Genomic DNA, 22,030 nt, shown 5'->3' with positions numbered 1-22,030 from the left:
CCTATCGCCAGCCTCGGGGTTAGCCGCTGACGCCCACCAACTGCACGCCGGTGCTGCCGCCCGTGATGGACGCGGTCAGCAAATCGGCAAAGGTGTGCATGCGGTCCACCGTCCACGTGGCAGCCATATCGTAAGGGCTGCTGCCGTGGTCGGCGTGGGCCACCAGGTCGTTGAAGTTGATCGCCGCCACCTGCTTGCCGCTGGCATCGACCAGGTCCACCTCGCTGATGCTGACCTTGGCATAGTCGGACACCGTGAACTGCGCGTAGGATTTGCCGCCATCGACATAGTTGATGACCAGGTCGGAGCCGTCGATGTTCGCCTTGACGTGATCGGCGGCGATGGTGACGCTGCTGAACAGCTTGTTGCCGGTGAACTTGAGGATGTCGTTGCCGCCAGCCACTTCATGCACCGTATCCTTGCCGTCGCCCATCGACATCACATAGGTGTCCTTGCCCGCGCCGCCGTACAGGGCGTCGTTGCCCATGCCGCTGTACAGGGTGTCGTCGCCGGCGCCGCCGAACAGGCGGTTGTTGCCGGCGTACTTGTAGCCCAGGGTATAGGCCAGCATGCTGGCGATGAAGAAGTCGGCGCCCTGGAAGTCGCTCAGGTGCAGGTTCACGCCCAGGTATTTGCCCAGCCAGTTCACGCCGTCGCCGCTGGCGTTGGAGGCCGTCTTCAAGGCGCTGCCGGTCCAGTCCTTGGCGTCGGCCAGGGCGGTACCGAGGTCGGCGTCGGCCACGTAGTTGACGCCGCTGCTGATGCCGTTCACCGCCGTGGTCAGGCCGCTCTTGCCGGTGTCGAGCGCGGACTTGAGCGGCGTGGCCACGTCGATGCCGGAGGTGGACAGGCCGGTGGTGCTGGCGATGCCGGCCAGCGCGTCGTTGCCGACCGTGTTGAGGCCGTCGGCCAGCTTGCCGCCGCTGGCGGTCGCCTTGGCCAGCTCGGCCTTGATGCTGTCGGCCACGCCGCCCCAACCCTTGCTGATCTCGTCGGTGAAGGTGGTGTTCAGGTACTTGGTGATGGCGTCGAAGCCCTTGCCGGCGTCGGTCCACGCCGCGTTCAGGGCGTTGGCCTTGCCCACCAGCAGGTGGTCGATCACGCCCCAGCCCAGGCCCATCATGGTGTCGTTGCCGTCGCCGCCGCCGACATAGGTGCCGGCATTGGTGGCGAAGATGGTGTCGTCGCCGGCGCCGCCGACGATCACATTGCCCACCAGGTTGAGCTTGCCCAGGTCGCCCTTGGCCAGTGCGCCGTACTGCGAGCGGATGAAGTTGGCGTTCATGGCCGCGCCCACCCAGTCGCCGGCCGACTCGTAGTCGTTTTCGACGATGGCTTCGGCCGCGTTGAACACGGTGATCTCGGCCAGGCCGATGATGGTGTCGTTGCCGGCGCCGCCGATGGCGACGTTGTTCTGGCCGGACGAAACGATCAGGTCGTTGCCGTTGCCGCCCATGCCGATGGTGGTGGTGCCGGCCAGGATCATGGTGTCGTTGCCGTCGCCGGCGTGCACGAAGTTCATGCCGGTGTCGATGCTGAGCTTGGTCGAGCTGGTGGTCTGCGCCGAGTCCGAGCCTTCCACCGCCTCGGTGGTCGTGCTGGCGTAGCTCAGCTTGCTGCCGCTGTTGAGCACGACCAGGAAGTCGTCGCCCGCATCGGCCAGCACCACGTTGTGGTCGCCGTAGACCACGGCCGTGTCGTTGCCGGCGCCGGTCCAGCCGACGTTGAGCTGGGTGCTGCCGGTGGTGGTGCTGGTGGTGGTCTGGTTGGTGCCTTCGGCTTCGTTGGTGGTGGTGCCGGTGTTGCCGCCGCCGTAGCCGATCATCACCAGCACGTCCTTGCCGCTGCCGCCGATCACGGCATTGTCCTTGCCGACCACGGTTTCAACGTTGTTGCCGTCGCCGGCCACGATCAGGTTGCCATTGACGTTGACCGACTTGGACACCGTGCCGAAGGCCAGCGCGGTGAGCACGTCGTCGCCGCTGCCGCCTTCGATCAGGTTGCCCTTGCCCAACGCGGTCACGACGTTGTTGCCGCCGCCGGCCGACACCACGTTGTAGGTGCCGACCACGGTGACGACGTCGTTGCCGGCGCCGGTGACGATGCCGGACTTGCTGCCGATGGCGCTGACCACGTCGTTGCCAGCGCCGGTCAGCACCAGGTTGTTCGCGCCCAGCGCGGTGGCGACGGTGTCGGCGCTGCCGCCGACCAGCACATTGTTCTTGCCGAAGGCCGTCATCACGTCGTGGCCGCTCTGGCCGGAGGCCAGGCCCGACAGGCCGGCCTTGGCCACCAGGTCGGTGGCGGCCACGCCGGAGGTCAGCGAATCGACCAGGCCGACCGCGGTCGCGCCGATCTCCGCGTAGTTTCCGCTGGCCAGCAGGTTGTTGGCGCCCACGGCGGTGATGGTGTCCGCGCCGGCGTCGCCCCACACCACGTTGCGCGCGCCGAACACGGTGACCGTGTCGTTGCCGCTGCCGCTCCACACCACGTTGTTGGCGCCGATGCCGGTGACGACATCGTTGCCGCCGCCGGTGTAGACCACGTTGGTGGAACCGATGGCACTGACCACGTCGTTGCCGTCGCCATGCGCCACGTTGCTGCCGATGAAGGAGGCCACGGCCTTGGTGGCGCCGCCGGCCACGCTGCCCAGCTTGGCGGTGACGTCGGCCAGGCCGTCGCCCAGGCCGGTCACGATGACGTTGACCGAGCCGGCCGCCGTCACCACGTTGTTGCCGGCCATGTTGACGACGATGTTGTTGCCGCCCAGCGCGGTGGTGACGTTGTCGCCGCCGTTGGCCAGTACGATGTTGTTGCCGCCGGCCGCCGTGACCACGTCCTTGCCGGCGCCGGTGTAGATGACGTTGTTGCCGCCCACGGCCACCACGACGTCGTTGCCGGCGCCGCTGTTGATGGCCGACGCCAGCTTGGCGCTGGCGTTGTTGATAGCGGTGGCGGCCGCCTTGCTCGGCACGGCGTCCGCCAGCACCTTAGCCAGACCGCCGGTGGCGGCCTTGACCATGCCGCCCAGTTCGGTCAGCACGACGTTGGCGCCGCCCAGCGCGACCACGGTGTCGCCGCCGACGGTGGTGGCCACCAGGTTGGCGCCGCCCACGCCGACCAGCGTGTTGCCGCTGCCGTTGGCCAGCAGCACGTTGTTGACGCCCACCGCCACTTCGGTGTTGCCGCCCTGGTTGCTGACCAGCGCGTTGCTGTCGCCCAGCGCGGCCACCTTGTTGCCGGCGCCGCCGGTGTAGGCGATGTTGAGCAGGCCGCCCATGACGATGTTGCTGCCGCCGCCGTCGTCGATCACCACGTTGGCGCCGCCGCCGGCGACGATGTTGTCCTTGCCGTCGCTGGCGCTGACGCCGTTGGCGCCGCCCAGCGCGAGCACCGCGTCGTTGCCGCTGCCGGCGTTGATGACGTTGGCGCCGCCGACCGCCTGGATCTTGTCGTTGCCGGCGCCGGCGGTGATGTGGTTGTTGCCGCCGTCGGCCGTCACCGTGTTGGTGCCCTCGCCGGCGTCGATCACGTTGCTGGCCGCCTTGACGGTGATGCGGTCGTCGCCGCCGCCGGTGTTGATGACGTTGCTGGCGCCGTCGGCCGTGACGGTGTCGGCGTCCTTGCCGGTGTTGATGACGTTGGAGGCGCCGCCGGCGTTGATGACGTTCCAGCCGTCGCCCGCGTTGACCTTGTTGGCGCCGCCGTTGACGGTGATGTTGTCGTTGCCGCCGTCGGTGTTGACGGTGTTGGCGCCGCCGTTGGCGCTGACGGTGTTGTCGCCGCCGTCGAGGTCGATGCTGTTCCAGCCGCCGTTGGCCGTCACGCGGTCGCTGCCGTTGCCGGCGCTGATCTCGTTGTAGGCGCTGTTGATCGACAGCGAGTTGTTGCCGTCGCCCAGGTCGACGTCGGCCGCCGCGCCGGCCGTCACGGTCACCGTGTCGTTGCCGGCGCCGCCGGTGATCTTGTTGTAGATGCCGACTTCGACGCGGATGTTGTCATCGCCGTTGCCGCCGTCGATGCGGTTGTAGCCGCCCACGCGCACCACGATGGTGTCGTTGCCGTCGTCGCCGTACAGGTTGTTGTAGGCGCCGGCCGTGACGGTGATGGTGTCGTTGCCGCCGTCGCCGTGGATGATGTTGGCGCCCAGCGAGCTGGCCGTGTAATTGTTGTCGCCATTGCCCAGGCTTTTCTTCGTGTAGCCCAGTTCGCTGATCTTCTTGGCGGCCGCGGTGATGTCGTTGCCTACCGCATCGAAGGCGTCGCCGATGCCGTTCAGGTCGCTACCCAGGTCCTTGACGGTGTCGCCGACCTTGTCGACCGCCTTGACGATCGGTTTCACTACATTTTTCTTCAACCAGCTGCCGATACTCATCTTTACCCCTTTTTATGGTTTGGTACACTTGCATTAAATCAAGGGAAAATGACAGCTTGGCAAACAGAACGATTACAAAGCTGTAATCAAGGGCCGGGATTGACGGCGGCCAAGCCAACCCGGACAATGCCGCCATGAAAGCGCTTTTAGTAGAAGATGAACAACGAATTGCCAGTTTTGTGTGCACTGGCCTGCGTGAGCACGGCTTCCTGGTCGACCATTGCGAAGATGGCAACCTTGGCTATGACTACGCGCTGGCCCGCGACTACGACGTGGTGTTGCTGGACGTGATGGTGCCGGGCCGCGACGGCCTGTCCATCCTCAAGGCCATGCGGCGGGAGGGGCGCAACATGCCCGTCATCCTGCTGACCGCCCGCAACGAACTGGATGACCGCCTGACCGGCCTCAACCTGGGCGCCGACGATTACCTGGCCAAGCCCTTCTACGTGGAGGAGCTGGTGGCGCGCATCCACGCCCTGCTGCGGCGCGTGAGCGGCGAACGGCAGAACGTGCTCACCCTGGGACCGCTGCGGCTGGACCGCCTGAGCCGGGTGGCCGAGGTGAACGGCCGCGCCGTCGAGCTGACCGCGCGCGAAATCAACCTGCTGGAATACCTGATGCGCTCGCCGGGCCGGGTCTATACCCGCACCCAGATCCTGGAGCACGTGTGGGGCTACGATTTCGAGCCGCAGACCAATATGGTGGACGTCTGCATCCAGCGCCTACGCAAGAAGCTGGAGCTGCCCGACAGCGTGGCCATCGAGGCCGTGCGCGGCGTCGGCTACCGGCTGCGCAAGCCGGACGCCCCGGCGTGAGGGCGCGCTGGCCGCGGCTGCGCTCGTTCCGGCTGCGCATCGCCCTCGGCTCCACCCTCACCGCGCTGGCCGCCATCCTGCTGCTGTATGCGATGGCCAGCTACACCATCATCCAGCGGCGCGCCGCCATCATCGACCACATGCTGTCGGCCCACCTGGCCGGACCCGGCTTCCAGGCCACGCCGCAGGCGCTGTGGCCGGCCACCGACGCCCAGCTCAACGCCAGCTTCGGCGGCTTCGCCCCGCCCGACAGCGCGCCGCTGGCGCACGCCCTGCTGCTGGTGGAAGACGCCGTCCACGGCCCGCTGTACCGCAGCCCGGCCTGGCAACGCGTGCTCGGCGACGCCCCCCTGCCGCGCGGCCCCGGCCTGCACACCGTCGAAGGCGGCGGCCAGAGCTGGCGCATCGGCAGCGCCGTGCACGGCTCGGTCACGATCTGGGTGGCGGTCAACCGCAGCCTGTCGGACGCCCAGGTGCGCGCCAGCCTGGTGCGTTTCGCGGCCGCCATCGGCGTGCTGGCCGTGGCCATGGGCGCGCTGGCCTGGTATCTGGCCGGGCGCGCGATGCGGCCGGTGGAGCACCTGACCGGCGTCATGGTGCGGCTCACCGCGAGCGAGCTGGACCAGCGGGTCTCGGCCGCCGAGGAAGACCTGGAATTCGCCCAGATGGTCAGCGTGTTCAACGCCATGCTCGACCGCCTGCAGCGCAGCTTCCTGCAGGCGGCGCGCTTTTCCGGCGACGCCGCCCATGAGCTGAGGACGCCGCTGACCATCCTGCAGGGCGAGCTGGAGCGCAGCTTCGCCCAGGCCGGGGCCGCGGCCGATCCTGTGCTGGAACAGGGCCTGGCCAATATGCTCGATGAAGTGCGGCGGCTCGACAGCATCGTGCGCAAGCTGCTGCTGCTGGCGCGGGCCGACGCCGGCCAGCTGGCCATTCCCATGTGTCCGGTCGACCTGCGGCCGACGCTAGAGGAACTGGCCGAGGACATCGGCCTGCTCGACGACGCGCGCCAGCTGCGCCTGACCCTGCCCGAACACATCGCCGTGCGCGGCGACGCCGAGCTGCTGTGCCAGGTGTTGCAAAACCTGGTCAGCAACGCCATCAAATACGGCTTGCCGGGTGGCTGGATCGCGCTGTCGGCCCGGCGCAAGGGCGAGCAATGGCGCATCGACGTCGGCAACGCATCGCAGGGCATCGCGCCCGAGCACCGGCACCGGCTGTTCGACCGCTTCTACCGCGCCGACCAGGCCCACCAGCGCCGGGTGCCGGGCGTCGGGTTAGGCTTGTCGCTGGCGCGCGACATCGCCATGGCCCACGGCGGCAGCCTGGCGCTGGCCGAGGCCGAGCCGGGTCAGGTGCGTTTCCGGCTGACCTTGCCCGCCGCCTGAGCGCCCGCAACGAACATCGTCAAGCCGGCAGCGGCGCCTCGGGGCAGCGGCTCGGCGCGACGAAGTAGCGCAGGATCTCGCCCAGGAATTGGTCGACGTCCATCGCGGCTAGCGCTCCACAGTTCGGTTATACGAGGGACGGCCGGAGATCAGCCGGCTATTTCCTGCATACCAATGGTAGGAGCGCCCGGAAACGTTATCAACTTTAATATTAAATAAGAAAACATTTGATTTAAGGCATATATCTGCGTCATTTTTTTCTTTATTTATGCACACGGAAGCCTTGCGTCTTGAAATACGGCAGGGTCGTCCCTATAATTGGCACTCGTTCCAAGGGAGTGCTAACAGCGCTCTCGGCCAAACTTTCCGCCTCAGCAACCCTGTTGGTGTGGCAACAAACTGTTCCATTGTTAATTTAAGGAGTTTTGTATGAACCTTCGCCCTTTGAACGATCGCGTAATCGTCAAACGCCTCGACCAGGAAACCAAAACTGCGTCCGGCCTGATCATCCCTGATGCGGCTGCTGAAAAACCGGATCAAGGCGAAGTACTCGCCGTCGGCAATGGCAAGATTCTGGAAGATGGCAAAGTCCGTCCGCTGGATGTCAAGGTAGGCGACCGCGTCCTGTTCGGCAAATACGCCGGCCAAACCGTCAAAGTCGACGGTCAGGAACTGATGGTCATGCGCGAAGAAGACATCATGGCGATCGTCGTCAAGTAATTGACACGCACGTTCGCACTCGTACTCACCTAATTCTGGAGAAACAACATGGCAGCTAAAGAAGTAATTTTCGGCGACGCAGCGCGCGCCAAAATGGTTGAAGGCGTCAACATCCTGGCCAACGCAGTCAAAGTCACCCTGGGCCCTAAAGGCCGCAACGTGGTGCTGGAACGTTCGTTCGGCGCCCCTACCGTCACCAAGGACGGCGTATCGGTCGCTAAAGAAGTCGAACTGAAAGACAAGCTGCAGAACATGGGCGCGCAGATGGTCAAGGAAGTTGCTTCCCGCACCAGCGACAACGCCGGCGACGGCACCACCACCGCGACCGTGCTGGCACAAGCCATCGTGCGCGAAGGCATGAAGTTCGTCGCCGCCGGCATGAACCCGATGGACCTGAAGCGCGGCATCGACAAGGCAGTTGCTGCCACCGTCGAGCAGATCGCCATCCTGGCCCGTCCTTGCACCACCACCAAGGAAATCGCCCAGGTCGGCGCGATCTCGGCCAACTCGGACTACTCGATCGGCGAGCGTATCGCTGAAGCGATGGAAAAAGTCGGCAAGGAAGGCGTCATCACCGTGGAAGACGGCAAGTCGCTGAACGACGAGCTGGACATCGTTGAAGGTATGCAGTTCGACCGCGGCTACCTGTCGCCATACTTCATCAACAACCAGGAAAAGCAAGTCGCCATCCTGGACAATCCATTCGTGCTGCTGTGCGACAAGAAGATCTCGAACATCCGCGATCTGCTGCCGGTACTGGAACAAGTCGCTAAAGCCGGCCGTCCACTGCTGATCATCGCCGAAGACATCGAAGGCGAAGCACTGGCGACCCTGGTGGTGAACAACATCCGCGGCATCCTGAAAACCTGCGCAGTCAAAGCCCCAGGCTTCGGCGACCGTCGCAAGGCCATGCTGGAAGACATCGCGATCCTGACCGGCGGTCAAGTGGTTGCTGAAGAAGTCGGCATGACCCTGGAAAAAATCACGCTGGAAGAGCTGGGCCAGGCCAAGCGCATCGAAATCGGCAAGGAAAACACCATCGTCATCGACGGTGCTGGCCAGGCTGAGTCGATCGAAGGCCGCGTCAAGCAAATCCGCGTGCAAATCGAAGAAGCGACCTCGGACTACGACCGTGAAAAACTGCAAGAGCGCGTGGCCAAGCTGGCCGGTGGCGTTGCAGTGATCAAGGTCGGCGCAGCCACCGAAGTTGAAATGAAAGAAAAGAAAGCCCGCGTTGAAGATGCACTGCACGCTACCCGCGCTGCCGTGGAAGAAGGCATCGTGCCTGGCGGCGGCGTAGCCCTGCTGCGCGCTCGTGCTTCGATCACCGTCAAAGGCGACAACCCGGACCAGGACGCAGGTATCAAGATCGTTCTGCGCGCCATGGAAGAGCCACTGCGCATGATCGTGCAAAACGCCGGCGAAGAAGCTTCGGTGGTGGTTGCTGCGGTTCTGGCTGGCAAAGGTAACTACGGTTACAACGCCGCCAACGGCACCTATGGCGACATGGTCGAAATGGGCGTTCTGGACCCAGCTAAAGTCACCCGTTCGGCACTGCAAAACGCAGCGTCGATCGCTGGCCTGATGCTGACCACCGACTGCATGATCGCTGAAATCAGCGAAGACAAAGCTGGTGGCGGCATGGGCGGCATGGGTGGTATGGGCGGTATGGGCGGCATGGACGGCATGATGTAATTGCCGGCATAAGCCTCGCTGTACAGAAAAGCCAGCTTCTTCGGAAGCTGGCTTTTTTATTTGGATAGTTGATTGAACTTATGGCGATTGGCAAGGTCTACAATAAAGGGGCCGATTAAATCCTCGGGAGACGATGATGTCCGTAACAGTCAGTGAAATTGAAGAAAGCATCAAGTCGTTGAGCTTGGCAGATAAAAAGGTTCTGCTGCGCGCCCTGCTCGAAGAAATAGAAGGTCATCAAGTACCAGGCGCCCAAGCCAATGTGCGCACACTCTTGACGCTGGAAGCCCTCGACGATGTCGACTCTGATCGCTATGTAGATCACGACGACGTCAAGGCCTGGGCGAAAAGTCTCACCACAGCGGTGCGCTAGCCTCCGCCCCTGACAACTTACTCGCCACCCCTCGAATTGGGGAGCGCCTCCACGAATTCGGCCAGCGCGAGGTGCGTCGTATATTGGTCAAGCACTACGAAATCCGCTATGCGATCAGCGATTCCTCGATCTACATTTTGCGGATCTGGCATACAAAAGAATATCGATGATACCTGGGCGATTACCGGTCCCAATCCCCGCAGACCGAACAATCAAATTGGCCGCCGGGGCCGATTCGATTGAAAAGTTAAGATTGATCTAAAGGCAATCCCTGCCTACAATCGACGTTCCTCAACTTTACTCTGACGGGACCGCCATGCGCGCTTATCGCCTTCTTCCATTGCTGCTGTGTGCCGGCCTTGCCCACGCCCAGAAGATGCCGGCGCAGGACACCGTCAAAAACGGCAAGGATCATCCGCTGCTGTCGCGCTTTGAAGGGGCTAAGATGGTCGGCTATGGCCTCAGGGAATTCGACGAGGTGATGCTGCCGGCCGGTAAGCGCGTCGAGAACAAGGACGGACAGATGGCGTTCGACAGCACACTGCTGTTGGAAGGAAAATACACCCGCATGGCCTACAACTTCCCGCCTGAACGCTCGGCGCTGGAGGTGATGCGCAACTACCAGGCGGCGCTGGAAAAGGCCGGCCTGAAAACCGTGTTCGCCTGCGCCAGGGAAACCTGCGGCAAGGGCTTCGGCGAATTCTTCCTCGACAAACGCGTCGGCGATCATTTCATCCAGGGAGCGGAGGCCAGCTGGGATCCGTTCAATTACGGCCGCAACGACGAACGCTACCTGCTGGCCAAGGGCACGCGCCCGGACGGCTCGCTGGTCCACGTCGGCGTATATTCGGTGGCGCCGGTGCAGGACAAGCTGGGCGGCATCTACGTCGAGATCGTCGAAGCCAATGCGATGGAGGGCGGCAAGGTGTCGGTCAACTTGAACGCGGCCGACATGGCCAAGGGCATCGCGGCCGATGGCAAGGTGGCGGTGTACGGCGTCTTCTTCGACACCGACAAGACCGACGTCACGCCGGAATCCAAGGCCGCGCTGGCCGAGATGGCCAAGCTGTTGCAGCAGGATGGCAAGCTGAAGTTGTACGTGGTCGGTCATACCGACAACCAGGGCGCGCTGGCGCACAACCTGGAGCTGTCGCAGAAACGGGCGGAGTCGGTGATCAAGGTGCTGGCGGCGGATTACAAGGTCGATGCCAAGCGGCTGAGCGCCAAGGGCGTGGCCTCCTATGCGCCGGCGGCCTCGAACGATGCCGACGCCGGCCGCGAGAAGAATCGCCGGGTCGAGCTGGTCAAGCAATAAGCCGTCTAGGCGTCGCGATACTCCGCTTCCAGCTCCTCGCGGCGCGGGGTGTCGGCGAGGTGCAGGATCAGCGTCTCGCGCAGTTCGTGCGCGGGGTGCGCGGCGCGGTGCCTGGCGTACCAGAAAGCTTCGCTCAGTTCCTCGTCCTCGTGCGCGGTGGTGATCAGCAACTGCTCGTCCGGCACGTCTTCGTAGTTGACCGCTTCCAGGCTGGCGTCTTCGATCGCTTCGCGCCAGGCTTCGCACTCCTTGCCCCACACCAGCGCCAGCGCGCAGCCGGACTCCACCAGCCAGCGGCTGGTTTCCCACATCGTCATCTCCGCCACGTCGGCCTCGACGACAACCACGGCTTTGAAGTGCGACAGGCCTTCCAGCGCGGGAAGATCGCTGTCCGGAGTGAGGTGTAGATAACGGATGACTGGCTTCTGCATGATGGGACCATAAAAAACGAATCCCGGATTCTAACAGGGAGGAGCCCGCCCCTCCCTGCCCTCACGGTTTAAAACGGATCAAGCGCGATAGTGAACTTGCCGCTCGCATCGAGCGCGCCCATCGTATAACCCTGCCAGCCCGGATAAGCCTGCGGCTCCCAGTAGAACACGCCCAGCCCGTTCGATCCCAGCGCCTTGGTCTTGCTCAGCAAATCGGCCAGCATGGCTTTGCTGGTGGCGGCCTGGGTCCAGTCCAGGCCCACTTCCGTCACCATCACCGGCTTGGCGTAGCGCGACACCATGTCCCACATATTGGTCGAGATCTTGTTGTTGTAGTTGGCCCAGTCCGACGCCGGCGGATAGTGCGACATACCGATCACGTCCCATTTGGCGCCGGCGTCCTTCACGCCGTCGAAGAACCAGCGGAACACGGCGTTGTCATAGCCGTTGGCCAGGTGCAGGATCACCTTGGCGTCGGGATAGACGGCCTTGGTCGCGTTGTAGCCGCTGTTGATCAGCCCGGCCAGGTTGGCGAAGCTGGTGGTCTTCCCTTCCGGCCACAGCATGCCGCTGTTGATCTCGTTGCCGACCTGTACCCACTCGACCGTGATGCCATTGGTCTTGAGGTAGCTGAGGATGCCCTGCGTGTGGCTGTAGACGTCGTTGTTGAGCTGCGCCAGCGTATGGCTGGCCCAGGCGGCGGGCTTGGTCTGCTGGCCGGGATCGGCCCAGCCGTCGCTGTAGTGGAAGTCGATCAGGATGCGCTGGCCTTGCGCGGCGGCGCGCTTGGCCTTGTACAGCACGTCGGCGCCGTTGTTCCAGCCGCCGCTGGGGTTGACCCACACGCGCAGCCGGATCGCGTTCACCTGCAAGTTCTTCAACAACACAAACGGATCGGTCTTGACGCCGCTGCTGTTGTAGAAGGAATAGCCGCTGGACTCCTGCTGGCTGACCCAGCCGACATCGGCGCCGTTGGCGAAGGTGGCGCACTGCGCGCCCAGGCTGAACGCCAGGCCGCAGAACGCGAACAGCAAATGCTTGAGTTTCATGATCTTGTCTCCAGTTTTTTATAGTTTGAATGACACCCACTGCCGACCACGTGTGCGCACCTCCCCCTGCCGCGTCGCGCGGCGTTTCAAAAAAAACGGAAAACGATGAGCGCTGCCGCTAGCCGAAGCGCGCGGCCGGCACGCCGGCCACGTCCAGCCGCACGGCGAACAAGGCGCCGGTCAGCGGGAACTGCTGCAACTGCTCGGGCGTGTTGTCCTCGCGCGCGGTGGTGATGAACAGCGTCTTCAGATCGGTGCCGCCGAAGGTGCACGAGGCGGGATTGCGCACCGGCACAGGAATGGTGTCCAACAGTTCGCCGTCGGCCGAGTAGCGGCAGACGCGGCCGCCGCCCCACTGCGCGATCCAGACGCAGCCTTCGCTGTCGACCGTCATGCCGTCCGGCGAACCTTCGCCGTCGCCGAACTGGCGCCACAGGCGCGGCGCGCCCAGCGTGCCGTCGGCCGCCAGCGGATAGGCATAGGTGCGGCCTTCAAAGCTGTCGGTGTGGTACATGGTGGCGCCGTCGCGGCTGAAGGCCGGACCGTTGCAGATGTGGTAGCCCTCGTCGGCCACCGTCAGCGACAGGTCGGCATCCAGGCGGAACAGCAGGCCGATGGCCTGCGCGTAGTCGGTATCGTGCATGGAACCGGCCCAGATGCGGCCGGCGCCGTCGGCCTTGGCGTCGTTCATGCGCAGGCCGCTGCCGGCCGGGAACGGACGCGCCAGGTATTCGATGCGCAACTCGGGCTCCAGCCACACGCGGGCGATGCCGTCGCGCAGGCCGGCCATGAAGCCGTCGCCGTCGCGGCGCGCGACCAGCCAGCAGATGTAGTCGGGCATGGTCCAGCTGTGGCGCTGGCCGCCGTCCACATCCAGCGCGTGCAGGATCTGGTTTTTCAGGTCGACGAAATACAGGCGGTTTTGCTCCGCCACCCACAGCGGGCCTTCGCCCAGCTGCGCGCCGGCTTCCCAGATACATTGCACGTCATGCTTGCTCATCAGTTTCACTCCGAGTGTCGAATCCACCATCATACGGTCAAAGCGCGCCATTTGCTCACGTAGGCCGCTGCCCGCTGCCCCAGCTCCTCCAGACTCACGCCCGGCGTGTACAACTGGCCGCCGATGCCGAAGCCGGTGGCGCCGGCGCGCACCCAGCCTTCCATATTGTCGGGCGTGATGCCGCCGACCGGCCACATCGGCGTGCCGGCGGGCACCACGCTGTTGAACGCCTTCAGGCCATTGTGGCCGACCATATCGGCCGGGAACAGTTTGAGCGCATGGGCGCCGGCGTCCAGCGCGGCAAACGCCTCGGTCGGCGTGGCGACGCCGGGCGCGCAGTACATGCCCAGCTCGGCCGCGCGGCGGATCACGGCCGGATTGCAGTTCGGCGAAACCAGCAGGCGTCCGCCCGCCTCATACACGGCCTCGACATGGCCGACGTTGAGCATGGTGCCGCCGCCGACCAACGTCTCCGGCAGCTGTTCCTTGACCAGCGCGGCGATGCAGTCGATGGCGCCGGGACGGTTGAGCGGCACTTCCAGCGCGCGGAAGCCGGCCTGGTGCAGCACCTTGCCGACCGCGACCGCCTCCGCAGGTTGCAGGCCGCGCAGGATGGCGACCAGTGGAACGGTGGGGTGGGATGGAGTCATGTGCTAGCCTGGTGATGGAATTGGGAAATCGCGGCGCAATACACGCGATGCGGATCGAGCACGTCGCACTGCAAGCCGAAGTGCTCGGCGGCCACGGCGTAACGGGCCGCCAGCGCGGTCGAGCCGATGACCGTGATGCCGGTCGCGCCACCGCCCGCGGCCAGCGCGCGGGTGGCGGCGGCGAATTCGGCGCCGATCAGCAGGCCGCTGACCACGGCCGGCGCCTGCGCCTGCGGCGCGCTGCGCGAGACCACGCCGGCACGCACGCGGAACAAGGTATTCGATAATGGTTCGTTGAGGGCGGCCTGCCGCAGGCCGATGGCGTAGCCCTCGGCATCGGAGGCGTCGCCGCCCATCATAGACGACAAGGTGCCGCGCGCCGACAGCATGGCGAACAGCTCGCCGGTCATGTAGGTCGACAGCGACTGGATCACGCCGTCGCGCAGCAGCACCCATTTACTGTGGGTGCCGGGCAGCACCAGCCAGCCATCGCGATGGCCGAGCGCCACCGCGCCCAGCAGCTGGGTCTCTTCGCCGCGCATGACGTCGACGGCGGCGCCGTTGCGGTAGCAATAGCCGGGCACGATGCGGCAGCGGCCGGCCCAGGCGGCGTCGCTCACCGGCGCCAGGTGCTGCGGCAGGCGCTGCAAAGGCACCGCGCTGTCGAGGTAGGCAACCTCCTGCCAGCCGGAGGCGCTGCCGACCATGCCGGACATGATCACCGGCACGTCGGCGCCTATGCCCATGGCGTCGAGCAGGCCGGCCAGCGAGTCGCCGAAGCGCTCGCGTCCGCCGACCGCCAGCATGCCCTGGTCATCCTCGTGTTCGGCCAGGCAGGCGCCGTGTTGATCGATCAGATAGGCGCGACGGTTGCTCGTGCCCCAGTCGATGCCCAGTATATTTTTGTCCACTATGCGATCCTTTTGACGACGCTGCCGCCATGGTACGAAAAAGACCGCCCCGCCTCCAATGAATTATCTCGCGGGAGTAATATCAAAATGGTATAGCCAGGCGCTGTTCAGGCCGGTAAAAGTTGCCCCTTGGATGCCTTTGGTTTAGTATGACCGCAACCAACAATCCAGGCATACCCGTATATGGCATCTCGCACCCCGTCCACCCGAAATCTGTTCATTGCAGGCGCCGTCGCCGGTGCGCTGCTGTTGGGCGGGGGTGTCTATTTCGCCGCCATGAAGCCGGCCGAATCCCAGGTCATGCCGGCGATGGCCAAGCTGCCGGCCAGCGCCAGCGGTTCGGCGTCGGCGTCGGCGTCCGCCAGCGCGACGGCGGCGCCGCGCGCGGCCGTCAATGTGGCGCCGTCGGCCTCGGCCGAAGTCCAGCATCTGCGCAGCAAGGAACAGGCCGCGGCGGCGCTGATGGCGCTGCCGGAACTGCAAGCCTGGTCGGCCATCGTGGAGAAGAATTCGGGTGGAAAATCGCACGGAGCCTTGATCGAGTACGACCCGGCCCCGCGCAAGCTGAACGGCAAGAACTACTGGCAGTTCAGCTTTGTGGAAAACAGCAGCGATGCGGCGCAGCGCTGGGAAAGCTTCCTGGTCTCGTCGAGCGACGAGGAAATCCTGGTGGAAGACGCCAGCACCGACGAAGTCATCAGCCTGGCGCGCTGGCGCCGTGAAAAACACCCCGCCAAGCGCACCAGCATCGACGGCTAAGCGACTTTAGCCTGCGTCACCGGCGCGGCCTTGGCGGCTGCGCCCACCTGCCCTATCCACCAGACCGAGAACACAGTCAGGCCGGCCGCGATCCAGCCGTTCAGGCCGTAGCCGACGATATGGCCGGCCGCATCGGTATGCAGCATCAATCCCCCCAACAGCGCGCCGACGCCGCTGCCCACCTGCTGGATCGCCGAGTTGGAGCTGAGGAAGGCGCCGCGCTTGGCCTGCTCCGGCACCGTCGTCATCAGGGCCTGCATCGGAATATTGCGGCCCGACAGAGCCATCATGAAGAACGGGAAGAACAGGATCACCGCCACCAGCGGGATCGCCGGCATGTGGGTCATGAACATGATGGGCAGGATGGAGAACAGCGCGATATAGCGGTACACCCGCTGGGCGCCGACGCGGTCCGACCATTTGCCTATCCTGCGCGCGCTGAACAGCGTGGCCACGCCGCCGGCCAGGTAGACAAAGGTGATCTCGGCCGGCTGCACGCCGATATTCTCCACCAGCACCGGCGAGATGAAGGGGATCACCAGCATGCCCGTCAACATGTTCACGCCGGACAGCAGGAAGGCTTTCAGATGGCCGCGCACGCGGTACAGACCGATCAGATTGGGCAGCACCTCCGACAGCGGCACGCGGCGCGTCAAATGGCCGTTCAGCGACGGCAGCACGCGCCAGGCGGCGAACCAGATCAGCAACGAAAACACCACCAGCAGATAGAACGGCGAGGCCCAGCCGAAGTGCGCGGCCAGCATCACGCCGGTCGGCACGCCGGCCACGGCGGCCAGGCTGAACGACGTCATCACGATGCCGGTGGCGGCGCCGCGACGGTCGGGCGGGATCAGGTCGCCGATGATGGCCATGATGATGGAGGCCAGCACGCCGCCGGTCAGGCCGGCAAAGGCGCGCGACAGCACCAGCAGGTGGAAGTTGGGCGCCAGCGCGCAGGCCAGGTTCGACAGGGTGAACAGCGCGAACATCGACAGCAGCAGGCGCTTGCGGTCGAAACGGTCGATATACATGGAGGCCAGCAGGCCGGACAGGCCGGCGCACCAGGCGTAGGCCGACACCGCGCCCGACACGGCGGCCGGTTCGATGGAAAAGGCGCGCATCAGTTGCGGCGCCAGCGGCATCATCACCATGAAGTCCATGATGACGGTGAACTGGGTCAGCGCCAACAGCCAGAGCACGATACGCTCGCGCGCCGGCGGCAGTGGGATGGTTATTGTTGTCATGTTTGGTCCGGTTGAATTAGTCCAGTTGCTTCACTTCGCTGACCGCGCGCTGCAGGATGGCGCGGATCTGGGCGGCGCGCTCGTCGCTGGCGCCGGGGCCGTGGGCTTTGTCGATCACGGCGGCCTTCAGCTCATGCATCATCATGCGCAGATCGACGCGTCCCTCGGACGGCTCGCCCAGGCGGGCCAGGATGACGTCGACGAACTGGCGGTTCTCGGCCAGGAAAGCCTCGCCTTCGGGCGTGATGGTGTGCAGCTTCTTGTTGCCGTCGGCCATGGCCGAGACATGGCCCATGTCGAGCAGCAGGGACAGCAGCGGGTAGATGGCGCCGGGGCTGGGCGTATAGCCGCCGCCGGACAGCTGCTCGAGCTCCTTGATGAGCTCATAGCCGTGGCGCGGCTTTTCAGCGATCAGGTGCAACACGACATAGCGCATGGCGCCGGCGTCGAACATCTTCGGACCACGGCCGCGCCCGCCGCCACCGCCGCGATGGTGGTGGTGGTCGCCATGGATGGCGTGATGGCGGTGTTGATGATGTAAAAATCTAAACATTTTTGAACTCCTTACGATATAACGAGTTAAGATATAACTTATTGAGATATATCTTAACTTGTTTACGGAAGAGTTCAAGGACTTTTTTTCATATAATTTACGCTTGACCTACACGCCACGTCAGAGTTCACGATGCTGCCATGCTCACAGTAAAACAACTTTCCAAGCTCACCGGCATCACCACCCGGACCCTGCACTACTACGACGAGATCGGCTTGTTGAAGCCATCGCGCGTTGGCGACAACGGTTATCGCTATTACGGCGAGGCGGCGCAGTTGCGCTTGCAGCAGATCCTGTTCTACCGGGAGCTGGACGTGCCGCTGGCGGAGATCCGCAAGCTGATGGACCGCGACGATTTCGACGTCATGGCGGCCCTGCTCAGTCACAAGGAAGCGTTGCGTAATCAGACCGAACGGCTGCAGGGTCTGATCGCGACTGTGGACAACACCATCCTCCACCTACAAGGGAAGCAGATCATGAGCAGCGAAGGTATATTTTCCGGCTTGAACAAGCCGCAGCAACAGGCGTACGCCAAGGAGGCGGAACAGCGCTACGACGCCGCCACGGTACGGGCGTCCACCAAACAATGGGGCGCGTACAGCAAGGCCAAGCAGGACGCCATCATGGCGGAAGGGAATACGGTTTATACCGATATGGTCGCGGCCATGCCGCAGGGAGCGGACAGCGCGGCGGTGCAGGCGATCGTGCAGCGCTGGCGCGATCATCTGGAGTATTTCTGGGTGCCGCAGGCGGAGCAGTTGACCAGCCTGGCCGCCACCTACTCCGAAGACCCGCGCTTCAAAGCCAACTTCGACAAGCTCCACCCCGAGCTGGCGACGTTCATGCTGCAAGCGGTGCAACACTACGTCGGGGGTCAAGTCTGACATTCGGACACGGGCTCTACCGTAGCGGCCGCTACGGTAGAGCCCGTGTCCGAATGTCAGACTTGACCCCGTTGTTTAGCTGTCGAGGTGGGAGATCAGTAGGCGGCGGTTGTCGTCGCCGCCGTTGGCGGTCTTGTGCTCGACTACCAGGCGCGAGTTCTGCGTGTCCAGCGAGATGCCTACCGACAGGATGTCGATCAGCAGCAGTTGCAGGATGCGTGAGATCATCGACAGGAAGGTCGTGCTGTCCTCGCTGTGGTCGACCGCCAGGCACACGCTGGCTTTCTTGGCCAGCGGCGAGTTGCTCGACGTGATGGCGATGACGTCCGCCCCCGCCGCCCGCGCCGCATCAACCGCCGCCAGCAGATCCGGCAGCTTGCCGGAATTGGAGATGGCGATCACCACGTCGCCCGGATTCAACAACTCGGCCGCCAAGGTCAGCAGATGCGAGTCGCCATACGCCGACGTCGGAATGCGGAAGCGGAAGAACTTGTGCTGCCCATCCAACGCCACCACGCGCGAATTGCCCATCGCGTAGAACTCGACCCGCTTGGCCTTGGCCACCAGCGCGATCGCCTTGTCCAGCGAACGCACGTCCAGCTGGTCGCGGAATTTCAGGATCGCGGAAACGGTATTATCGATGACCTTGGCGCTCAGGTCGTGCGTGCTGTCGCTGACGCGCACCTGGCTGTGGCGCACCGGAATCGCTCCGGTCAGGCTGCTGGCGAACTTCAATTTGAAATCGGCCAGGCCGAGGAAACCCAGCGAACGGCAGAAACGGATCACGGTCGGCTGGCTCACTTCGGCCAGGCGCGCGATGTCGGCGATCGGCTCGTTCAGCACCAGACGCGGCTGCTCCAGCACCAGCTGCGCCACGCGCTGCTCGGCCGGCGTCAACTCGTGCTGCAGGTGCTGCACGCGCTCCATCAGCGTGTTGGCGCCGCTGCGTCCGCGCAGGTGCTCGGACAAGATCGTCGCCACACCATAGAACGCCGGATTCGGCGTCGTGATCACATAGGTCGGAATCTCCGACAGGTAGCTGGTGAAACGGCCCTTGGCCTCGAAGCGCGAACGGAACGGCGACGAGGCGAACCACTCGCCCATGCGCGGCACGATGCCGCCGCCGATGAACATGCCGCCGAAAGCGCCCAGGGTCACGGCCAGGTTGGCGGTGGCGCCGCCCAGCATGGCGCAGAAGCATTCCAGCACTTCCAGGCACAGCGGGTCCTTGTCGGTCAGCGCGCCGGCCATGATCTCCTGCGAAGTCAGGTCGCGCACCTGGCGTCCATTGCGCTTGGCGATGGCGCGGTAGATGATCTCCATGCCGGGGCCGGAAATCAGGCGCTCGGTCGACACGTGCGACCAGGTCTGCCAGGCGTACTGCAAAATCGAATATTCGCGTTCGTCGGCCGGCGCGAAGTTGGTGTGGCCGCCTTCCGAACCCAGCGTGACGAAACCGTCGACGGTCGGTATCACGCCCGACACGCCCAGGCCGGTGCCCGGTCCCAGCACGCCGATGACGGAATTGGAAGCCGGCTTGCCGCCGCCCACCTGCATCAAATCGGCCGGCTTCAGGCCCGGCAGCGACATCGCCAGCGCGGTGAAGTCGTTCACCACCAGCAGCGTGTGCAGGCCCAGCGCGCGGCGCACTTCGTCGGTGGAGAATTCCCAGTCGCGGTTGGTCATGCGCACATGGTCGCCGCTGACCGGATTGGCCACCGCCAGCGCCGCGTGGTTCAAGGTGATATCGGCATGGTCCGACAGGTAGGAGCGCAGCATCGCCACGATGTCGGTGTAGTCGTCGCACTTGAGCACGCGCACCGCGCGGAACTCGCCGGGCGCGGTCTGCAAGGCGAAGCGGGCGTGGGTCGCGCCGATGTCGGCCAGCAGGCGCGGGCCGTCGGCGAAGGCGGTGCGGTTCAGTTTTTGATCTACTTCAGCTTGTTTCATCGTCAATTCAGTCAAAACAGTTGGCGGAAGCATACCCGAAATACGTGATGTTAAGAAGGAAACCGGTGCAAATACCGCCGTCTTATGCCGCGTAGCCGAACCAGGCGCCGAAGGCCGGCAGTTGCACCTGGCCGTCCACCACCGCGCCCGGCAGGCCGTAGCCGTCCATCTGCTCGGCGCCCACCGCCTGCGGCAGCGCGCAGCTGACCGGCTCCGCGCCCAGGTTGAACACGGCGATGATGCCGCGCTCCCCCTCCGCGTCGCGGCGCAGCGCCAGCACCGGCTCGGGCGTGTCGAAGAACCGGATCGCGCCGCGCGTCAGCTGCGGCAGCTTGCGGCGCCAGGCGATGAACTTGCGGGTGAATTCCAGCGACGACGCGGCATCGCCCTCCTGCACCGAGGCCGCCTTGGCCAGGTGGTCCGGCGATACCGGCAGCCACGGTTTGCCTTCGGTGAAGCCGCCGTTGGCGCCGTCGGTCCACGCCATCGGCGTGCGGCAGCCGTCGCGGCCCTTGAACTCCGGCCAGAAGGTGATGCCATACGGGTCTTGCAGCAGCTCGAACGGCACGTCCGCCTCGGCGAAGGCCAGTTCGTCGCCCTGGTACAGGCACGGCGTGCCTTTCAGCGACAGCTGCATCGCCAGGATCATCTTGGCGAACGCCGCCGGCGCTTCCGGGCCGCCCCAGCGGGTCGCCACGCGCTGCACGTCGTGGTTGCCGACCGACCAGGAAGCCCAGCCGCCCTTGACGCGCGCTTCGAAATTCTCCACCTGCTGGCGGATGTAGTGCGACGAGCAGGTCGGCACCAGCAGGTTGAAGCTGTAGGCCATTTGCAGCTTGTCGCCGTCGGCGGTGTACTCGGCCATCACGGCCAGCGAATCGTCGGCGCCCACTTCGCCGATGGCGACCGCCTTGTATTCATTGAGCAGCGAACGCAGCTTCTGCAGGAAAGCCAGGTTCTCCGGACGGCTCTTGTCGTAGATGTGCGCCTGCATGCCGTAGGGATTGACGTCCGAGACGGTGGCGGTGTCGCGGTTGAGAGCCGGCGGATTGCTGCGCAGTTCCTGGTCGTGGAAGTGGAAGTTGCAGGCATCCAGGCGGATGCCGTCGACGCCGCGCTCCAGCCAGAAACGCAGCGCGTTCAGGTGCGCCTGCTGCACTTGCGGGTTGTGGAAATTGACCTGCGGCTGGCTGACCAGGAAATTGTGTAAATAGTATTGACGACGGCGTGTGTCCCACTGCCACGACGAACCGCCAAACACCGACATCCAGTTGTTCGGCGGATTGCCGTCCGGCGCCGGATCGGACCAGACGTACCAGTCGGCCTTGGGATTGTCGCGGCTGGAGCGGCTCTCCTTGAACCACGCATGCTCCTCGGCCGTGTGGGCCATCACCTGGTCGATCATGATCTTCAAGCCCAGGCTGTGCGCCTTGGCGATCATCACGTCGAAGTCGGCCAAGGTGCCGAACATCGGATCGACGTCGCAGTAATCGGAGATGTCGTAGCCGAAGTCCTTCATCGGCGATTTGAAATAAGGCGAAATCCAGACGATGTCCACGCCCAGCGATGCGATATAGTCCAGCTTTGCCGTAATCCCGGGTAAATCGCCGATGCCGTCGCCGTTGGTGTCATTGAAGCTGCGCGGGTAGACCTGGTAAATGATGGCCTCGCGGTACCAGTCCTGGGCGTGCGGGGAAACTTGTGTAAGTTGCTTAGTCATAAGAGAATCCGGGGTTGGCAAAGCTGGATATAGGTTTGTAGACAATATACATCACGAATATGGTTTTTTCAATCCATGAGGCACTTGCGGATTAATACAATTAATCCATAAAAATCAGTATCTTATGGATATTTACAAAAATTCGTTGGATAAAAATAGTAGTCAAACTACACAAAATCAGGAGAGAAAATAGTGAGC

Annotated in this window: 19 protein-coding genes; 9 read left to right on the top strand and 10 right to left on the bottom strand. The window is 64.2% G+C overall.

The annotated features are described in order from the left end of the window. Window positions 1-19 precede the first annotated feature (19 nt). On the bottom strand, window positions 20-4,342 hold the full coding sequence (locus tag KVP70_RS28475; protein WP_262311794.1) for a serralysin-like metalloprotease: 4,323 nt from the start codon (window positions 4,340-4,342) through the stop codon (window positions 20-22). Window positions 4,343-4,509: 167 nt separating this feature from the next. Between KVP70_RS28475 and KVP70_RS28470 the strand changes: the two genes are divergently transcribed. From KVP70_RS28470 to KVP70_RS28440, 7 genes are all read left to right on the top strand, one after another. Continuing rightward, window positions 4,510-5,190 (top strand): response regulator transcription factor, encoded by a 681-nt coding sequence (locus KVP70_RS28470; protein WP_217945762.1) that lies wholly within the window; start codon window positions 4,510-4,512, stop codon window positions 5,188-5,190. Further along, complete coding sequence (locus KVP70_RS28465) at window positions 5,187-6,578, top strand: sensor histidine kinase (RefSeq protein ID WP_217945761.1); 1,392 nt, start codon at window positions 5,187-5,189, stop codon at window positions 6,576-6,578. Before KVP70_RS28470 ends, KVP70_RS28465 begins: the two co-directional genes overlap by 4 nt. 429 nt (window positions 6,579-7,007) lie before the next feature. After that, window positions 7,008-7,298, top strand: coding sequence for a co-chaperone GroES (gene groES, locus KVP70_RS28460; RefSeq protein WP_008451606.1), 291 nt, complete (start codon window positions 7,008-7,010; stop codon window positions 7,296-7,298). A 48-nt stretch (window positions 7,299-7,346) separates the two neighbouring features. Then, a complete protein-coding gene (gene groL, locus KVP70_RS28455) occupies window positions 7,347-8,993 on the top strand; it encodes a chaperonin GroEL (protein ID WP_217945760.1) in 1,647 nt (548 codons plus the stop codon). Between the two features lie 136 nt (window positions 8,994-9,129). After that, on the top strand, window positions 9,130-9,366 hold the full coding sequence (locus tag KVP70_RS28450) for a hypothetical protein (RefSeq protein ID WP_217945759.1): 237 nt from the start codon (window positions 9,130-9,132) through the stop codon (window positions 9,364-9,366). Further along, window positions 9,333-9,536: a type II toxin-antitoxin system RelE/ParE family toxin gene (locus KVP70_RS28445; RefSeq protein ID WP_217945782.1), complete on the top strand. Its 204-nt coding sequence runs from the start codon at window positions 9,333-9,335 to the stop codon at window positions 9,534-9,536. The genes KVP70_RS28450 and KVP70_RS28445 overlap by 34 nt, the downstream gene beginning before the upstream one ends. Before the next feature lie 146 nt (window positions 9,537-9,682). Next, window positions 9,683-10,681: an OmpA family protein gene (locus KVP70_RS28440; RefSeq protein WP_217945758.1), complete on the top strand. Its 999-nt coding sequence runs from the start codon at window positions 9,683-9,685 to the stop codon at window positions 10,679-10,681. A gap of 5 nt (window positions 10,682-10,686) precedes the next feature. Here KVP70_RS28440 and KVP70_RS28435 read toward each other — a convergent pair whose 3' ends face one another. The 5 genes from KVP70_RS28435 to KVP70_RS28415 form a co-directional block, all read right to left on the bottom strand. Further along, window positions 10,687-11,112 carry a DUF7684 family protein gene (locus KVP70_RS28435; protein ID WP_217945757.1) on the bottom strand — a complete coding sequence of 142 codons (426 nt, stop codon included), beginning with the start codon at window positions 11,110-11,112 and terminating at the stop codon, window positions 10,687-10,689. Between the two features lie 68 nt (window positions 11,113-11,180). After that, window positions 11,181-12,161 carry a glycoside hydrolase family 53 protein gene (locus KVP70_RS28430; RefSeq protein WP_217945756.1) on the bottom strand — a complete coding sequence of 327 codons (981 nt, stop codon included), beginning with the start codon at window positions 12,159-12,161 and terminating at the stop codon, window positions 11,181-11,183. A 118-nt stretch (window positions 12,162-12,279) separates the two neighbouring features. Continuing rightward, the gene (locus tag KVP70_RS28425) at window positions 12,280-13,161 is read right to left on the bottom strand and encodes an SMP-30/gluconolactonase/LRE family protein (protein WP_217945755.1); all 882 of its coding nucleotides are present in this window, start codon (window positions 13,159-13,161) and stop codon (window positions 12,280-12,282) included. 29 nt (window positions 13,162-13,190) lie between these two features. Further along, window positions 13,191-13,811, bottom strand: a complete 621-nt coding sequence (locus KVP70_RS28420; RefSeq protein ID WP_217945754.1) for a 2-dehydro-3-deoxy-6-phosphogalactonate aldolase — start codon at window positions 13,809-13,811, stop codon at window positions 13,191-13,193. Next, window positions 13,808-14,722: a 2-dehydro-3-deoxygalactonokinase gene (locus KVP70_RS28415; RefSeq protein WP_217945753.1), complete on the bottom strand. Its 915-nt coding sequence runs from the start codon at window positions 14,720-14,722 to the stop codon at window positions 13,808-13,810. Before KVP70_RS28415 ends, KVP70_RS28420 begins: the two co-directional genes overlap by 4 nt. 183 nt (window positions 14,723-14,905) lie before the next feature. On the opposite strand from KVP70_RS28415, the gene KVP70_RS34475 reads away from it, so the two are divergent. Then, window positions 14,906-15,481 carry a hypothetical protein gene (locus tag KVP70_RS34475; RefSeq protein ID WP_229225151.1) on the top strand — a complete coding sequence of 192 codons (576 nt, stop codon included), beginning with the start codon at window positions 14,906-14,908 and terminating at the stop codon, window positions 15,479-15,481. Here KVP70_RS34475 and KVP70_RS28405 read toward each other — a convergent pair. Both KVP70_RS28405 and KVP70_RS28400 read right to left on the bottom strand, forming a co-directional pair. Next, window positions 15,478-16,725 carry an MFS transporter gene (locus tag KVP70_RS28405; RefSeq protein WP_217945752.1) on the bottom strand — a complete coding sequence of 416 codons (1,248 nt, stop codon included), beginning with the start codon at window positions 16,723-16,725 and terminating at the stop codon, window positions 15,478-15,480. The two genes, KVP70_RS34475 and KVP70_RS28405, sit on opposite strands and share 4 nt — an antisense overlap. Before the next feature lie 16 nt (window positions 16,726-16,741). Then, on the bottom strand, window positions 16,742-17,278 hold the full coding sequence (locus KVP70_RS28400) for a PadR family transcriptional regulator (protein ID WP_217945751.1): 537 nt from the start codon (window positions 17,276-17,278) through the stop codon (window positions 16,742-16,744). 140 nt (window positions 17,279-17,418) lie between these two features. On the opposite strand from KVP70_RS28400, the gene KVP70_RS28395 reads away from it, so the two are divergent. Beyond that, complete coding sequence (locus tag KVP70_RS28395) at window positions 17,419-18,162, top strand: MerR family transcriptional regulator (protein ID WP_217945750.1); 744 nt, start codon at window positions 17,419-17,421, stop codon at window positions 18,160-18,162. A 75-nt stretch (window positions 18,163-18,237) separates the two neighbouring features. Here KVP70_RS28395 and KVP70_RS28390 read toward each other — a convergent pair whose 3' ends face one another. Together KVP70_RS28390 and KVP70_RS28385 are read right to left on the bottom strand one after the other, a co-directional pair. After that, window positions 18,238-20,112 carry a glucokinase gene (locus KVP70_RS28390; protein WP_217945749.1) on the bottom strand — a complete coding sequence of 625 codons (1,875 nt, stop codon included), beginning with the start codon at window positions 20,110-20,112 and terminating at the stop codon, window positions 18,238-18,240. A gap of 82 nt (window positions 20,113-20,194) precedes the next feature. Beyond that, window positions 20,195-21,832 (bottom strand): alpha-glucosidase, encoded by a 1,638-nt coding sequence (locus tag KVP70_RS28385; RefSeq protein ID WP_217945748.1) that lies wholly within the window; start codon window positions 21,830-21,832, stop codon window positions 20,195-20,197. Between the last annotated feature and the right edge of the window lie 198 nt (window positions 21,833-22,030).

This window comes from Duganella violaceipulchra, from assembly GCF_019166075.1.
GTDB lineage: Bacteria > Pseudomonadota > Gammaproteobacteria > Burkholderiales > Burkholderiaceae_D > Rugamonas > Rugamonas violaceipulchra.
The sequence above is the reverse complement of the archived record's forward strand: the minus strand, read 5'-3'. Positions and strand labels throughout refer to the sequence as shown.

Bases quoted from the DNA above. Each gene is read 5' to 3' on its own strand.
- KVP70_RS28425 (WP_217945755.1), bottom strand. From the start codon at position 13,161: ATGAGCAAGCATGACGTGCAATGTATCTGGGAAGCCGGCGCGCAGCTG.
- groL (WP_217945760.1), top strand. From the start codon at position 7,347: ATGGCAGCTAAAGAAGTAATTTTCGGCGACGCAGCGCGCGCCAAAATG.
- KVP70_RS28435 (WP_217945757.1), bottom strand. From the start codon at position 11,112: ATGCAGAAGCCAGTCATCCGTTATCTACACCTCACTCCGGACAGCGAT.
- KVP70_RS28395 (WP_217945750.1), top strand. From the start codon at position 17,419: ATGCTCACAGTAAAACAACTTTCCAAGCTCACCGGCATCACCACCCGG.
- KVP70_RS28420 (WP_217945754.1), bottom strand. From the start codon at position 13,811: ATGACTCCATCCCACCCCACCGTTCCACTGGTCGCCATCCTGCGCGGC.
- KVP70_RS28385 (WP_217945748.1), bottom strand. From the start codon at position 21,832: ATGACTAAGCAACTTACACAAGTTTCCCCGCACGCCCAGGACTGGTAC.
- groES (WP_008451606.1), top strand. From the start codon at position 7,008: ATGAACCTTCGCCCTTTGAACGATCGCGTAATCGTCAAACGCCTCGAC.
- KVP70_RS28440 (WP_217945758.1), top strand. From the start codon at position 9,683: ATGCGCGCTTATCGCCTTCTTCCATTGCTGCTGTGTGCCGGCCTTGCC.
- KVP70_RS34475 (WP_229225151.1), top strand. From the start codon at position 14,906: ATGGCATCTCGCACCCCGTCCACCCGAAATCTGTTCATTGCAGGCGCC.
- KVP70_RS28405 (WP_217945752.1), bottom strand. From the start codon at position 16,725: ATGACAACAATAACCATCCCACTGCCGCCGGCGCGCGAGCGTATCGTG.
- KVP70_RS28470 (WP_217945762.1), top strand. From the start codon at position 4,510: ATGAAAGCGCTTTTAGTAGAAGATGAACAACGAATTGCCAGTTTTGTG.
- KVP70_RS28390 (WP_217945749.1), bottom strand. From the start codon at position 20,112: ATGAAACAAGCTGAAGTAGATCAAAAACTGAACCGCACCGCCTTCGCC.
- KVP70_RS28450 (WP_217945759.1), top strand. From the start codon at position 9,130: ATGTCCGTAACAGTCAGTGAAATTGAAGAAAGCATCAAGTCGTTGAGC.
- KVP70_RS28400 (WP_217945751.1), bottom strand. From the start codon at position 17,278: ATGTTTAGATTTTTACATCATCAACACCGCCATCACGCCATCCATGGC.
- KVP70_RS28430 (WP_217945756.1), bottom strand. From the start codon at position 12,161: ATGAAACTCAAGCATTTGCTGTTCGCGTTCTGCGGCCTGGCGTTCAGC.